Raw genomic sequence first — 15,770 nt, forward strand, 5'->3', positions numbered from 1 at the left:
CCGACGGCTGTGCTCTGGTCGCAGGGGCGTCGCTTCATCAACGCCTATGGTCCGACGGAAACCACTGTCTGCGCTGCGGCAGGCTTGTATCGGCAAGGCGAGGTCAGCATTGGGACTGCCTTGGCTCATCAGCAATGTTACGTATTGGACCGCTATGGCCAGTTAGTACCAACAGGTGCTGTCGGTGAACTTTATGTCGGTGGCCGGCAACTGGCCAGGGGATATCTCGGTCAACCTGGGCTTACCGCCAGACAATTCGTGCCTAATCCTTTTGCCAGCGAACCTGGGCAGCGTTTATACGCCACCGGAGATTTGGTCAGACAGCAAGCCGATGGCAGCTTGCTGTTTGTCGGACGGTTGGACCAACAAGTGAAGATCCGTGGTTTCCGTATTGAGCTGGCCGAGATAGAACAGCAATTGCGGTGCCAGCCGACTGTGAATGACTGCGTTGTGATTACGCTTCAGTTTAACGGTCAGCCATTGCTGGTTGCATATGTTGTCAGGCAGCCGGATGAGCAGACGGACATTCGACCTGCGCTGGCGGATGCGATGGCGGCGGTGTTGCCTGAGTACATGCAGCCGCAGGTTTATCTGTTGCTAGCACGATTGCCGCTGACTGCCAACGGCAAGCTTGATCGTGCCGCTTTGCCAGCTCCGCAGCCGGCGGACTTGCGCTTGGTCGCTTATGTCGCTCCCAGAAATCAGACAGAGATGCTGCTTTGTACGCTGTGGCAACAAGTACTGGGATTGGAGCAAGTCGGGATTGAAGACAATTTCTTTAGCCTGGGCGGTCATTCGCTGTTGACGACCCGGCTTGCCAACCTGATCCGGCAACAATTTAACAGGGATATTCCGCTTCGGACCTTGTTTGAACAGACGACGATAGCTCGACTGTCAGAGCATATTTTTGCGACGACGGCTGAGCGGCAGCTGTTTGAACATGAACGCCGATTAATGAGGTCTGACATTTTGATAGAAGATGGAGAACTGTGATGGACCGCACTGAAATGGCATCTGCCGCTCTGACAACTGCTCAGACTTTGTTGGAAAGGGCGTTGGCGCAAGGCGTTGTTCTGTATCTGAAAGACGGTCAATTGCGTTTTAAAGCGGAGCAAGGCGTACTGAGCGATTCACTGCGTACCGAGCTCAAGGCTAACAGGGAGAGCCTGATTGCCTGGCTAACGGAATTAAACTGCCATACGGCGACCCAGTTGCCGCTCATCGGGCCTTATCAGTACGGCGAGCAGACGCCGCTGTCCTATGCGCAGCAACGATTATGGTTTATCGATCAGCTTGAGCAGGATAGCTGCCAATACAATATTCCCGGTCAGCTGCTGCTGCAGGGGGCGTTTGACGTGGCGGCATTTAAGCGCGCAATAGCGGGGGTAATCCGGCGGCATGAAGTGCTGCGGACCTGCTTGGTCCAGACTGGCGAAACCGTCTATCAGCATGTGCTCGAGCAATATGAATTGCCCTGGCAACTACAAGACCTGTCAGCTTTGGATGAGGCGGCGCAGACGCTGAGCCTGCAGCAGTTGGTTGCAGAAGAATTAAACCAGCCGTTTGATTTGGCGCGAGATCTGATGGTCAGAGTCAGATTGCTCAAACTGCATTCCCAGCAGCATCTGGTGTTGTACACCTTGCATCATATTGCCGCTGACGGCTGGTCTATGGCTATTTTCCATCAGGAACTGACGACTTTGTATCACGCTTTTGCGCGTGGTGAAGCAAACCCACTGGTGCCGCTAGCTATCCAATATCGTGATTTTGCCTTATGGCAACGGCAATGGCTGCAAGGTGAATTGTTGCAGCAGCAGATGCGTTACTGGCAGCAACAGTTGGCAGATTTGCCTGAATTGCACAATATGCCGCTTGACCGGCCAAGGCCGCTGCGTCAGCAGTTTACCGTCAAGACAGTGCGCCATACGCTCGATGCGCGGTTGTGTCAGCAATTGAATTCTGTGTGTCAACGTCATGATGTGACTCTGTTTATGCTGGTGCATGCGGCATTGGCAGTGACATTGGGCCGTTTCTCCGACTCCGAGGAAATCGTAATCGGCACGCCGGTGGCAGGGCGTGGCCAGCAGGCGCTGGAAACGCTGATGGGGTTGTTTCTGAATTCGCTGGTGCTTCGAACCCGGTTGGACTGGCAGTCGAGCTTTGCCCAGCTGCTGGCCAGCAATCGCCAATTGATCCTGGATGCATTTTCGCATCAGGATGCCCCTTTTGAGCAATTGGTTGAGTTGCTGGCCCCTCAGCGGCAGCTATCTCATTCGCCACTGTTTCAGATTTGGCTAGTGATGCAAAACAATGATCAGGTTGCCTTGTCGTTGGCCGAGCATGAAGGCAAGGCAGTACAGCTGTCGGCGGCAGCTGTCGGTGGCGAATCGTTGCGGCACACCGCCAAATACGAGTTGAGCCTTTATGTCAGTCAGACAGCAAAAGGATTGCATTGTACCTGGAAGTTTCAGGATGCACTGTTTGACTTGGCGACTATCGAGTATGTTGCCGGTGAATTTGACCGTCTGCTCACCGAGCTTGCACAGAATGTCAGTGGCCGCCTTGCTGACTATGCCATTTTTCGTGCTACGGATCGTCACAACGCGATGGTCGAACCTTTACCAGCTCGCCTGCTGGATGCTTTTGCCGTGCAGGTGCGGCAACGACCTGCGGCGACGGCTTTGGTTTGTGGCGCCCGGAGCTACAGCTATCAACAGTTGGATGAGCTGAGCGGTCAATATGCCACTTTGCTGGCCAGGCATTGTCAGGGTGAGCGGGTTGCGCTGTTGTTTGAGCATGACGAACAGATGCTGCTGGCAATACTGGGGGCGCTGAAAGCTGGTAAAACCTATGTGCCGCTGGATAGCAGCTATCCGGCCGGTCGTTTGCGGTACATGTTGGAACATGCAGAGGTCGCGTTGCTGCTGACCACCGAAAAGCTGCGGGCGCAGGCTGTCGAGCTTGCTGCAACCAATTATCTGGTCGTTGATGCTGCGGCTATTGCCGCTGTGACCCCTTGGTCTGATTGGGCCAGCCACCATGTGGCTTATATTCTCTATACCTCAGGCTCAACCGGCACGCCCAAAGGAGTTTATCAGGCACAAAGCCATGTGGCAGCTCTGATTGACCGCTATATCGCCTCGGTCGGTATGCAGCCGGCGGACCAGGTTTTACAGCTTGCTTCGTTCAATTTTGATGCTTCGGTCATGGATGTCTTTGCTGCGCTGCGGAGCGGCGCTTGTTTGCATCTACTGGATGTCAGGCAGACGTCGCCTGATGAAGTACTTGGTTATATGGCGGCGGCAGGCATCAGTGTGTATCACTCGACGCCGACTGTCGTTAAATATCTGGATGGAGCCAGCGGCCGTTACGATTTGTCGGCAGTGCACCATGTTGTGATGGGCGGTGAAACGGCCGACCCGGCCACAGTCAAGGCTTATCTGCGGCTGTTTACGCAAAACAGTTGTTTCATTAATGGCTTTGGCCCGACTGAGTCGACGCTGGCGCTGCAACATAAACTCAGTTACGCAGCACTGCAAGCCGGTCAAAAACCCAGGCTGGGTTATGCTGTCGCCGGTATCAATATCTGTATTGAAACACCGGACGGCACAGCTGCAGCGGTTTATCAGAGCGGCGAGATTGTCATTGAAAGCAACTGTCTGGCGCTGGGTTATTGGCGGGACCCGAGCCTGACGGCCGAACGTTTCAAAGCCGGCCCGGCTCAGGTACGGCGTTATTATACCGGGGATCAGGGCAGGTTGTTGCCTGATGGTTCGGTCTCCTATCTGGCTCGCAACGACAGCCAGGTGAAGTTGCGGGGCATCCGGCTGGAGCTTGGCGATATCGAACAGCAGCTGTTGAATGTGGCTGGCGTGGTTGCTGCGGCAGTGACGTTGCACGAACAGCAGTTGACCGCCCATGTTGTCAGCGAGCTTAGTGTGACCCAACTGAGTCAGCAACTGATGCAGCAGTTGCCGCACTATATGTGGCCAGCCAACTATCATGTTGTGACGGCTTTGCCGTTGACGCCCAGCGGTAAAGTAGATCGCAAAGCCTTAAGCGAGCTTGCCGCCTTACAAGGTGTGGTTTATGCAACAGAACTGCAGGCTGCCGCCCCGCGAAACGCCGGTGAACGTCGCATGGTGGCTTTGTGGCAGACGTTGTTGCACAGAGACAGTATCGGCGTATTCGACAATTTTTTTGCCATCGGCGGTCATTCATTGCTGGCCACCCGATTGATCAATGCGATAGCCCATGAGTTTGGCACCCGACTGAAGCTACAGACCATATTTGAATATCCGACAGTGGCGGATTTATGTTTGCAGTTGGAAGAGTGCATGGCGGTATTACCGGAACTGGACAGCCAGATATCCATAGTAGAAAGAACCGAGGCGATGCCGCTGTCTTACGCGCAACAACGGCTGTGGTTCATCCATCAACTTGAACCCGATAGCGTGCAGTACAATCTGACAGGGGCGTTGCGTCTTGGGCCAGCCGTAGAGCCGACGGCTGTGGCCAATGCGGTCAAAGCGTTGCTTGAGCGGCACGAAGTGCTGCGCAGCCGCTATTTTATTGACCAGGGCGAGCCGCGCCAATCTATAGTCGACCAGTTTGAAGTGCCGTTTGTGCTGCAGGATTGCTCAACACTGGATAGCCAGCTGCGCAATGTCGAACTGCAACGTCAATTGCAGGCAGAAGCGGACACTCCCTTTGATTTGTCGGCTGACTTGATGCTACGCACCCGTTTGTTGCGTTTTAGCGATGACCATGTGCTGTTATACACTTTGCATCACATCGTTGGAGATGGCTGGTCGCTGCAGTTGCTGAAACAGCAGCTGTACCAGCTGTATCAGAGCATCGTGACGGCACAGCCGCACGGTTTGCCCGAACTTAAAGTGCAGTACGTCGATTATGCCAACTGGCAGCGGCAGTGGTTGCAGGGGGGGAGTCTGGAGCATGAGTTGGCCTATTGGACCGAGAAGTTGCAAGGAATGCCTGTGGTTCATGCTCTGCCGCTGGATAAACCTCGCCCGGCCGAACAGCGTTTCCGCGGCCGTAGAATACTGCAACGGCTTGATGCAACACTGACTGCAGAGCTGAAGGCCGTTTGCCTGCAACTGGATATAACGTTGTTTATGTTGTTGCAGACGGTATTTGCGCTCTTGCTGGCGCGCTACAGCAACGAGCGGGACATTGTGATGGCCACTCCGATAGCAGGCCGTCAGCATGCTGAGCTTGAAGGGCTGATCGGTTTTTTTGTCAATACGTTGGTGCTGCGGACCGAGTTTATGGCAACCGATGATTGTAAAACGCTGCTGCAGCGCAATAGGCAAAGCATTCTGGCTGCCTACAGCCATCAGCAACTGCCGTTTGAATTGCTGGTAGACAAATTGAATCCGGCGCGTCATCTGAGTCACAATCCGCTGACCCAGATCTTGTTCGTGCTGCAGAATAATGAACGCAGTCTGGTTGAACTGCCGATTGTTGACAGTCAGGCTTCGATTACGTTACTGGAACAGTCGGTCAGCGTCAAGTACGACCTCGAACTGGTCGCGGCGGAAACCGGCGATAGCCTGTTGTTGGGCTGGAGCTATCAGCATGCTTTGTTTGAAGCTGGCACAGTGCTGCAACTGGCGTCCTACCTGCGTTGTCTGTTGGCTGCTTTCGTTGCTGATTTGCGCGCAGGCGGCGGTTGCCGGATAGACCAACTGCCTTTGCAAAGTGCTGCTGACCTGGCGGCTCAGCAACAGGACCATCACAATGCCGTAGTGGAGTATCCGCACACGCAAACGATTGCCCAGCTGTTCTGGGCGCAGGCGGCGGTACGAGGTGACGCGACTGCGTTGGTCTGTGGCGATGCGCAGTTGAGTTATCGTCAGTTGCAGCAACGGGCGCATCGCCTGGCGAATCGACTGCAGCGACAAGGGGTGGGGCCTGAAGATCGGATTGGTATTTGTGCCATCCGTTCCATCGACACTGTCGTTGGCTTGTTGGCTATCTTGCAGGCCGGTGCTTGTTATGTGCCGCTTGATCCGGCGTATCCGCCGAAGCGACTGGCCTATATCGCACAGCACAGCGGCCTCAGCCTGATTCTGGCGGATAGGCAGGGTCAGCAAGCCTTGTCGGCTGTCGACAGCTTGTCGCAGCTGGTCAGTGCCGATTTGCTGGCTGACACCAAGCTGCTACCGGACTGCGCAGAGATGGCGGTGCAGTGTGCTGCCGCGGCCGACAACCTGGCCTATATCATTTATACCTCAGGCAGCACTGGTGAGCCCAAGGGCGTTGCAATCAGCCATCGCAATGTAACGTCGCTGCTGTGGAATCGTTTTGTCGAACTGGGCCCGGAGCGCACTGTAATGTGTGCCGCGTCATTGTCCTTTGATGCCGCTACTTTCGAACTGTGGGGGGCGCTGCTGCATGGCGGCAAATGCGTGCTGGTCGAGGAAGGGGCACTGGCACTTGACAGGTTGAAAACCGAGATCGCCAGGCATGGTGTGGACACGGCCTGGCTGACAGCCGGTCTATTCAATCGGATAGTCGATGAAGATGTGCAGCTGCTGTCGCCGCTGCGCAGCCTGTTGATCGGCGGGGAAGCGCTGTCGGTTTCTCATGTCGAGCGTGCCGGCCAGGCGTTGCCGGCAACCTGCCTGCTGAACGGTTATGGCCCGACCGAAAATACCACTTTCAGTTGTGTTTATCAGATCCCGGCTGCGACTGTAGCCCGCAGAGCATCAGTGCCCATCGGTCGGCCGATTAGCAATGCCGCCGCCTATGTGCTGGATGCGACTGGCGCGCCGGCGGCGCCTGGCGTGATCGGTGAGTTGTTTGTTGCTGGCGACGGGTTGGCACGAGGTTATCTGGGGCTTGCTGGTTTCACCGCAGCAAAATTTCTACCGGATCCTTTCGGTAAAGCTGGAAGCCGGATGTATCGCACCGGGGATTTGGTCCGGCGACTGCCTGACGGCGAGTTGGAGTTTATCGGGCGAGCGGATCAACAGTTGAAAATCCGGGGATATCGGATTGAGCCCGATGAAATCGCGACAGTCATTAAGCAACTGGCTGTCGTGCGCGATGCCGTTGTTGTCGCCAGGCCGCAAGCCGGTGGTGAATTGGCATTGGTGGCGTATCTGGTGCCGCATAGCGCTGACGCTATAGCGGCTGTTCGTGAGCACATGGCTGCCTTGCTGCCTGAATATATGCTGCCAAAAGCCATTGTGACGCTGGCAGAACTGCCATTGACCATTAATGGCAAACTGGACAAGGCAGCTTTGCCGTTGCCGGATGTGTCGGCTTATCTGCGCAGCGGTTATGCAGCAGCACAGACGCAGCTTGAACAGTTGTTGACGAAGCAATGGGCTCAAGTGCTGCAATTGGAACCGGGTCAGATTGGCATCCATGACAATTTCTTTGCGCTCGGCGGTCATTCGCTGCTGGTGGTCAAGTTGCAATCCGCCTTAAGCGAGGCCGGTTATCCGGTGCAGGCCAGAGATATCTATGCGGCGCCAACGCTGCAGCATCTGGCGGCTTTGCTGGAGCAGGGGTTAGCCATTGCTGCTGAAGTACCGATTCCGCCTTATCTGGTACCGACTCAGGGACCGCTGTCGTCTGAGCATTTCAACTTGCTGTCGTTGACCGAAGCCGAATTGGCAGCGTTAGCGCAGCGGATACCGGGCGGGCTTGGCAATATTCAGGATATTTATCCGCTGGCGCCGCTACAGGAAGGTTTTGTCTTCCACCACCTGATGGCACCCGGTCAGGATCCTTATTTGCTGAATATCGTCTATCGGGCACTTGATAGCGCTCAGACCGAGCACTTTCTGGCAGGCATGCAGGCGTTGGTTGACCGGCATGATGCCTTCAGAACCGCTTTTCTGGCCGACACTATCAGCAGACCGGTACAGGTGGTCTGTCGCAGTTTGACATTGCCGGTCCGTCGGTTCACGTTACCGGCTGCCCTTTCAGTGCGCGAGCAGCTGCAACATTGGTTTACCGAAACAGTGGTACAAATTGCCAGCGCCCCTTTGTTGCATATCAACCAGTTGACTGCTGCCGACGGCATCAGTTACCTGCATATGCAGATCCACCATCTGGTGCTGGATCATGAATCATTGGCCATCATCAACGACGAACTGCGTGCCTATGCCGCCGGACAATTTGGCCAACTGCTGCCGCCGACGCCTTACCGGGCTTTTGTTGCCTCGGCGCTGCATCAGGCGAGAGCGCTGGATGCCAAGGCTTATTTCAGCCGACGCCTTGGCGATATTGCTCAGACGACAGCACCTTTCCAACTGAGCGGATTGCATGTGGACGGCCAGCAGATAGATGCGGTCAGCCGTACGCTGGACACTGGGCTGTCACGTCGCATCAGAGCATTGGCGGCAGAGCGTCAGATGAGCCCAGCAGTGTTGTTTCATGCGGTCTGGGGGCTGCTGCTTGGGCGTTGTACCGATAGTACGACTGTCGTTTTTGGTACCGTGTTGCTGGGGCGGATGCAGCCGTTTGCCGGTGCCAGGTCCATGGTCGGTTTGCTGATGAATACGTTGCCGCTGCGGCTGGATCTCGATGGCGACAGCGTTGACGGCTTTATCCGCCAGACTGATCTGGCGCTGCAAGAATTGCTCGACTATGAGCAGGCTTCATTGTCGCATGCTCACCTGTGCAGCGGTTTGGCCACTGAGGTTCCGTTGTTTACTGCAGTGCTGAACTATCGCCATGCGGAGCCAGCGCCGCAGCAGCAGGCAACGGAGCGGCAGTCCTACGCTGAAAAACTGGGTGGACGGGAAGGAACCAGTTACCCCTTCAGTCTGTCGGTCAACCACTACCGGGAGGATTTTTCGCTGCATATGCAGACCGATAACCGGGTTAGTGCCGACCAGTTGCTGGAACACTTTGTCGCTGCAATTGCAGCACTGGTGCAGGCGGCATTGTGCCGGCCGGAAGCAGCGTTGTACTGCGTTAATGTGCTGTCTGCCAGCCAGCAACGCCGACAACTGACTCAGTGGAACCAACCAGTCTCTGCAGCGGTGCCAAACTGTTATCTGCATGGTTGGGTGGAGCAATATGCCCGGAGCACTCCGACCGCTGTTGCGGTGCTGACTGACAGTACAGCCTTTAGTTATGCCGAACTGAACAGCCGCGCTAATCAGGTGGCCCATTATCTGCGGGCTCAGGGCATAGGCCCGGATTGCCAGGTAGGTCTCTGTCTGGAACGCGGAGTCGAACTGCTGATAGGTTTATTGGCGGTGTTGAAGGCGGGCGCCTGCTATTTGCCGTTGGACCCGGCTTATCCGCCAACTCGTTTGGCAGATATGCTGGAACAGAGCCGCTGCCGTTTGATTTTGTCGGAACTGAGTATGATTGAATCGTTGGAACTGCTCAGTCATTATCGGGTGCTGCCGTTGGACCAGTCGATACACCAAGCTGCACTGGGTCAATATTCAACTGAGGATCTGGCTCCGTCTGCAGTCGGTCTGTCACCGGACAATCTGTGTTATGTGATTTATACCTCAGGATCTACCGGCAGCCCCAAAGGGGTTGGCGTGACTCACCGTGGTTTGGGCAATCTGGCGGCAGCACAGGCACAACGTTTTGCTGTCGGTCCGCACAGCCGCTGTCTGCAGTTCGCTTCTATTGGCTTTGATGCGGCCATCTTCGAAATCTGTCTGGCATTTTATAGCGGTGCGGCTTTGTGTCTGTTGCCACCGCTCGATGCTAAATCACCGGCAGTACTTCGTGAAGTGGTCAGTCGTCACCAGGTCACGCATGCGACTTTACCTCCTTCGGTCCTGCATTACCTTGAACCGCAGCAACTGCCGGTTACAGACCTGATAGTCGCCGGTGAAGCTGTGCCTGAGACGTTGGCCGCCCGCTGGTCGATCGGCCGCAACTTTTATAATGCTTATGGCCCGACAGAAACCACTGTTTGTGCGACCGCAGGCTTGTATTGTGCCGGCGAGGTCAGTATTGGCACGGCATTGCCCAATCAGAGTTGCTACATCCTGGATCAGGACGGCAACCTGTTGCCGGTCGGTTTGACTGGTGAGCTTTATGTGGGCGGTATGCAGCTGGCCCGCGGCTATCTGGGGCGGGCCGCGTTGACGGCGGAACATTTCGTGCCGGATCCTTTTGCCAGCCAGCCTGGTCAACGGCTTTACCGCACCGGCGATCTGGTGCGCTATCTGCCGGACGGCACGCTGTTGTTTGTCGGACGGATCGACCATCAGGTCAAACTACGGGGTTTTAGAATAGAACCTGGCGAAGTGGAGAAACAGCTTTGTCTTCAAGCCGGGGTTAAAAACTGCGCCGTGCTGGTTCCTGCCGGATTGGCGGAGCCGCAGTTAGTCGGATATGTAGTGCTTGATACCGAGCTGCAGTCGCAGCTGGAGCAGTCGGATAGCCAGCACCAGTACAAGACCGCGCTGCGGGATGGTTACTTGAGGCAGCTGGCGCTCAGTTTACCTGATTATATGGTGCCGAAGGTTTTTCTGTTCATCAGCCAATTGCCGTTGACGGTCAACGGCAAACTGGATCGTGCGGCATTGCCATTGCCGGATGAGCAGGATTTGGTTAGAGCTCATTATGTGGCCCCGCGCAATGCGGTGGAAGCAGAGCTGTGTCTGCTGTGGCAGCAACTGCTGAAATTGGAGCAGGTTGGGGTGGACGATGATTTTTTTATGCTTGGCGGACATTCGTTGCTGGCGACCCGGCTGCTCAATGCCATTCGTCAGCGTTTTACCGTCGAATTATCGCTCAGCATGCTGTTTCAATACAAAACAATAGCGGCATTAGCGCAGGTCCTGATTGTGCAACAGCCTGAGCAGAGCATTTGGCATGACGGTTCGGATGACTTTGAAGAGACATTATTATGAGCGTGGATGTACTACTTGAATTGACCCGCAGAAAAGGGGTGTTGTTTTACCTAAAGGACGGCAAGTTGGGCTACCAGGCCCGTAAAGGCAGTCTCAGCGATGAGCTGAAAACGCAGATTGCCGCGCATAAGGCGGCAATTATTGCTCATCTGCAACAGCGGCAGTTGCTGGTGCAAAGCGATGCTGCACCTGAGCTGAAGCCAGCAACTGACCGTGCAGCGCTGCCATTGTCTTTTGCGCAACAGCGGTTGTGGTTTATCGACAGGCTGGGGAATGGCAGTGCCGGGTATAACACTCAGGGCAGTTTTTGGCTGCCGGACTGGCAGCCACAGCTATTTGCCACCGCGCTGCAAGCCTTGCTGGAGCGGCACGAAATCCTGCGAACTACATATCCGGTTGAAGCGCTTCATCCCGACGAACCTTTGTGCCAGCACATCCGGCAGCAATATCAGTTGCCTTTGACCGAACATGATTTTTCCGCTTTGCCTCACGCGGCCCAGCAACGGCAGTTGCAGCAACTGACTCAATCGGAAACGGGCCGGGTATTTGTACTCAGCACCGAGTTGCCGCTGCGGGTGCACCTGATCAAGTTGTCCGGGCAGCGCCAGCAGGTACTTTATGTAATACATCACATTGCCGCGGACGCCTGGTCGATGGATATTTTCCAGCGTGAGCTGAAACAGCTATATCAGGCATTATGCCAGCAGCAACAGGCGCCGCTACCGGCTTTGCCGGTGCAGTATGGCGATTATGCGGCCTGGCAGCGGGAGTATGTCAGCGGCAGCGTGCTGGAAAAGCATCTGACCTACTGGCGCGCGCAACTGGCTGGTTTGCCGCCTTTGCATCAGTTGCCGCTGGACTATGCCCGCCCGCCGCAGCAGAGTTTTGCCGGCCATACCTTTTCTCAGTTGCTGCCACAGGCGCTGAGCAAGCGCATCCGCGAGTTCTGTGCCAGCCACGATGTGACCTTGTTTATGTTGATGCAAACCGCTTTTGCACTCCTGCTAAGCCGCTATAGCGGTGAACAGGATATTGTGATGGGAGCCGCCGTTTCCGGCCGGCCTGATGCCAAGGTGGAAGGGCTGATAGGTCTGTTCCTGAATATGCTGGTACTGCGCAGCGACCTGACAGGGCAGCCCGACTTTCTACAGCTGCTCAACCGTAATAAGGCGATGATTCTGGCCGCTGTCGAGCACCAGGCAATGCCATTCGAGCAACTGGTTGAACAGCTGAGCCCGGAACGTCATCTCAGCCACAATGCACTGATTCAGGTGCTGTTCGGTGTCCAGAATACGGCACGGGATATCCGCGATCCGGCCCTGGCTGGTGCGATGCTGGCGCAGCAGGACTTTGTCGTACGTCCACTGAGCAGCAGATTCGAAATGAAGCTTGATGTGGTGGAGTTGGGCGAATTTATCTCATTGTCGTGGCTTTATAACACTGCCTTGTTTAAAGATGACAGCATGCAATTGATGGCGCAGGGATTTGCGGTGCTGTTAGCAGCCATGCTGGCTGAACCGGGCCGACAGGTGGATAGCTTTGCCCTGCTGTCGGCTGCTGAGCAGCAAAAAATACTGCGGGACTGGAATCCTTCTAAGGTCAGCTACCCGCAAGGGTTGCTGGTCCACCGGCTCATTGAAGAGCAGGCGGCGCTGTGCGCTGAGCAACTGGCGCTGGTAGACGATGGGCTACAGCTGAGTTTTGCCGAATTTAACCGGAGGGCAAACCGGCTGGCCCATTATCTGCGCTCGGTGGGCGTTGGCCCAGATGTGGTCGTCGCCGTGTTCCAGCAGCGTTCTGCTGCGCTTATCATCAGCCTGTTGGCGGTGTTGAAGGCGGGTGGTGCTTATGTACCGCTGGATGTAACCAACCCGGCAGCGCGTACCGACTATATGTTGCGCGACAGTGGGGCCAGAGTGGTACTGACCAGTGAGGCTGCTGCCAGCCAACTGGCTTGTAGCGCTGCACAGGTGATTTGTCTTGATAACATCGCAGTAGCGGAAGCTATTGCGCTTTGCCCGGCGCATAATCTTGATCTGCCGTTGCATCCCCGCAATCTGGCCTATGTAATCTACACCTCCGGTTCGACCGGCCAACCCAAAGGCGTTGCCGTCGACCACGGCAATGTCTGTGATTTTCTGCTGAGCGCCATCGCTTCTTTTATGCCTGATCATATTGCTGGCGCAGTGGTTAGCACACCGTTGGTTTTTGACGCGACTGTCGGTTCCCTGTGGGTGGCTTTGGCTGCTGGAAAATATGCCGAACTGTTGCCGGAAGGGGCGTTGGCCATCGATCTGCTCGGCGATTATCTGTTGGATGACGAGACGGCGTATCTGTTCAAACTGACGCCATCCCATCTGGAGGCCGTTGCAAGCAAAGGGGTTGTCGGCACGAGTCCGCGTGCACGCCATGTACTGGTCGTTGCAGGTGAGCCGTTACCGCCGAAGACGCTGGAGTTGTGGGCAGGGCACCTGTTGCCCGGCGCACAGTTTTTTAATGAATATGGTCCGACTGAAACGACGGTCGGGGCGACAGTTTACCCGGTTTGCCTTCGGGGCAATGCCTGGAGCGAGGCCAGTGTACCTATTGGCAGGCCGTTGGGCTTGACCCAGCTGTATGTCCTGAATGAGGCGATGTCGCCACAGCCGGTCGGCGCCTTGGGTGAGCTGTATATCGGCGGCGCTGGGGTGGCCAGAGGCTATCTTGGCAAAGGATCGCTCAGTGCCGCCAGGTTTGTACCGGATCCGTTCTCGACAAGGGCAGGTGCCCGTTTGTACCGCACTGGCGATATCGTCAGATATCTGCCGGATGGCGATGTTCAATTCGTCGGCCGGCGCGACCATCAGGTCAAGGTTCGCGGCTTTCGGATTGAACTGGATGAGATTGCTGCCGTTTTGCTGGGGACAGGTCTGGTCAGCGAAGCCATAGTTGTGGTGCGTCAGGTTCATCAGGCGGCAGCTTTAGTCGCCTATCTGGTGCTGGCCGGCGAGCCGGCTGAAGCACCAGATGAACAAGTAGTAGCAGCCGATTGCCGTGCCAGGCTCAGCGCTTTGTTGCCAGGTTATATGGTGCCCGAATATGTTGTCGTGATGGCTCGGCTACCTTTGACACACAATGGCAAAGTAGATCGCAATGCGTTGCCGTTGCCTGGCATGTTATCCGCAACAGGCAGCAGCTATGAGCCGCCGCAAAGCCGCAACGAAAGCTTGCTGTGCCAGCTGTATGCGGCATTAATTGGTGTGACTCAGGTTGGGCGGCATGACAACTTCTTTACGCTGGGTGGTCATTCTTTGCTGGCAACCCGATTGATTAGCCAGTTGAAACAGCATCTTCGCCTTGAAATTCCATTGGGAGAGGTGGTCAGGCATCCGGTGGTTGCCACGCTGGCAGCGCGGCTTGATTCGCTAGCCGGCGTGCTTGCTGATCCGTTGGAACCGGTTGCAGCCAAAGCTTATTATCAAGTGTCGACTGAGCAGAAAAAGGCTTGGGTCAACAGTCAGATCAGACAGTCCTATCAGATCAAATCACATTTTGTTCAGCGCCTGATCCATTTCCGGGAAGCCGATGTCCACCGCAGCTACCGGATAGAGAAAGCGTTGCTGGCGTTGCTTGAACGCCATCAAATCCTGACGACCACGTTGCAGCTGGTTGACGGTTGTGTCATGCAGAAAATCCACCGGATAACCGCCCTTGCGCTGGAGCAGAATACGGTGGACCTGAGCCAGGTGGCAGATAAGAAACAGGCGATGGAGCAGATTCGAGCCGGTGAATTTGACCGGATTGTCAATGTTGCTGTGTTGCCGCTTTTCACATTCAAATTGATCAAAATGAGCAACTATTATGCAGTTCTGCTGCTGACGATAGACCATGTTTGCGTTGACTTGGTCTCGATGAATGTGCTTGAAAAAGAGCTGAAACTGATCTACGAGTCGATGTTGTGGGGACGTTATCAACCATTGCCTGCCAACAGGCTTTGCTATCGTGACTATGCGGAGTGGGAACATGACCAGATCCATGGTGAACCGGCTGTCGGGCATCGCGCCTACTGGCACGCTTTGGTCAATGACAACCTGGCTGCTCTGAATCCCATCCGGCATTTTTGCGATTATCAGCCGGCGCGTATGTTGTCCTACCGGGCAGCTTTTGCCGAGCAGGTGCAGGGGGTTCAGCAGCAGATTGGCATACCGGAGTTTAGCAGTATTGCTTTTGCGGCAACCCGTTCTATTTACACTGAACCTATCAATGTCAAAGGCTACCGGTTTTGCCTGGACGAACGCTTGTACCGGGCGCTCCGGCAGCGGGCTGCCAAGCAGGGCGTGATGTTGTCGGTGCTGACCATTGCAAGTGTCTGTGCGTTGCTGTACCGGCTGACCGGTCAGCAGAAGTCTTTTGTCTCTGTGTTCAGCGATACCAGAATATATGACAGCCTAACCGAAATGGTGGGTTGCTTTGCCCAGGATATTCTGTTTTTAAGCGAAGTGGATGAAGAAGCTGATTTTGCCCAATTGTGTCAGCATATTAGCGCTAGGTTGGACCAGATACGTGAACACAAAGTGTACCCGATGATGCAAGTAGCGGCAGATTTGGATTTGTCGCTGGCGGCGATTCAGACGGTTCGGATTGATTTTATGAACCGCGACGAACCGGTTAAGCCTTTTAAGCCGCAGCACACAGTCGGCGGTCTGGCGGAGATTGGAATGACACTGCGTTTTTGCGCCTGTCCCAATACGTTGTTGATTGATTGTTACTATCTGGCGGATCTGTTTGAACCTCAGACTATCGAGTCGATGATGACATTCTACAACAGGTTGCTGGGTTTGCTGGCAACCGAAAACCAGTTGATGCTGGCGCAGTTGCCGGCTTGGCCGGCCGATAAAACACTGACAAATACAGGTGAATGAA

3 protein-coding genes (1 of these 3 only partly in view) are annotated in these 15,770 nt (G+C 55.4%); all 3 read left to right on the forward strand.

Going from position 1 to position 15,770, the window contains the following annotated elements:
• Tightly spaced (each overlapping or abutting the next), the 3 genes in view from A5320_RS19465 to A5320_RS19475 form a layout consistent with a single transcriptional unit that may run on beyond the window.
• Positions 1 to 993 carry the 3' portion of a non-ribosomal peptide synthetase gene (locus tag A5320_RS19465; RefSeq protein ID WP_068069180.1) on the forward strand. 12,696 nt of this gene lie to the left of the window's left edge, so only the last 993 of its 13,689 coding nucleotides appear in the window; its start codon lies beyond the left edge, outside the window; the stop codon is at positions 991 to 993.
• A complete protein-coding gene (locus A5320_RS19470; protein ID WP_068069181.1) occupies positions 993 to 10,868 on the forward strand; it encodes a non-ribosomal peptide synthetase in 9,876 nt (3,291 codons plus the stop codon). The genes A5320_RS19465 and A5320_RS19470 overlap by 1 nt, the downstream gene beginning before the upstream one ends.
• Positions 10,865 to 15,769, forward strand: a complete 4,905-nt coding sequence (locus tag A5320_RS19475; RefSeq protein ID WP_068069183.1) for a non-ribosomal peptide synthetase — start codon at positions 10,865 to 10,867, stop codon at positions 15,767 to 15,769. The genes A5320_RS19470 and A5320_RS19475 overlap by 4 nt, the downstream gene beginning before the upstream one ends.
• Position 15,770: the final 1 nt, after the last annotated feature.

This window comes from Rheinheimera sp. SA_1 (assembly GCF_001669775.1).
Taxonomy (GTDB): Bacteria; Pseudomonadota; Gammaproteobacteria; order Enterobacterales; family Alteromonadaceae; genus Pararheinheimera.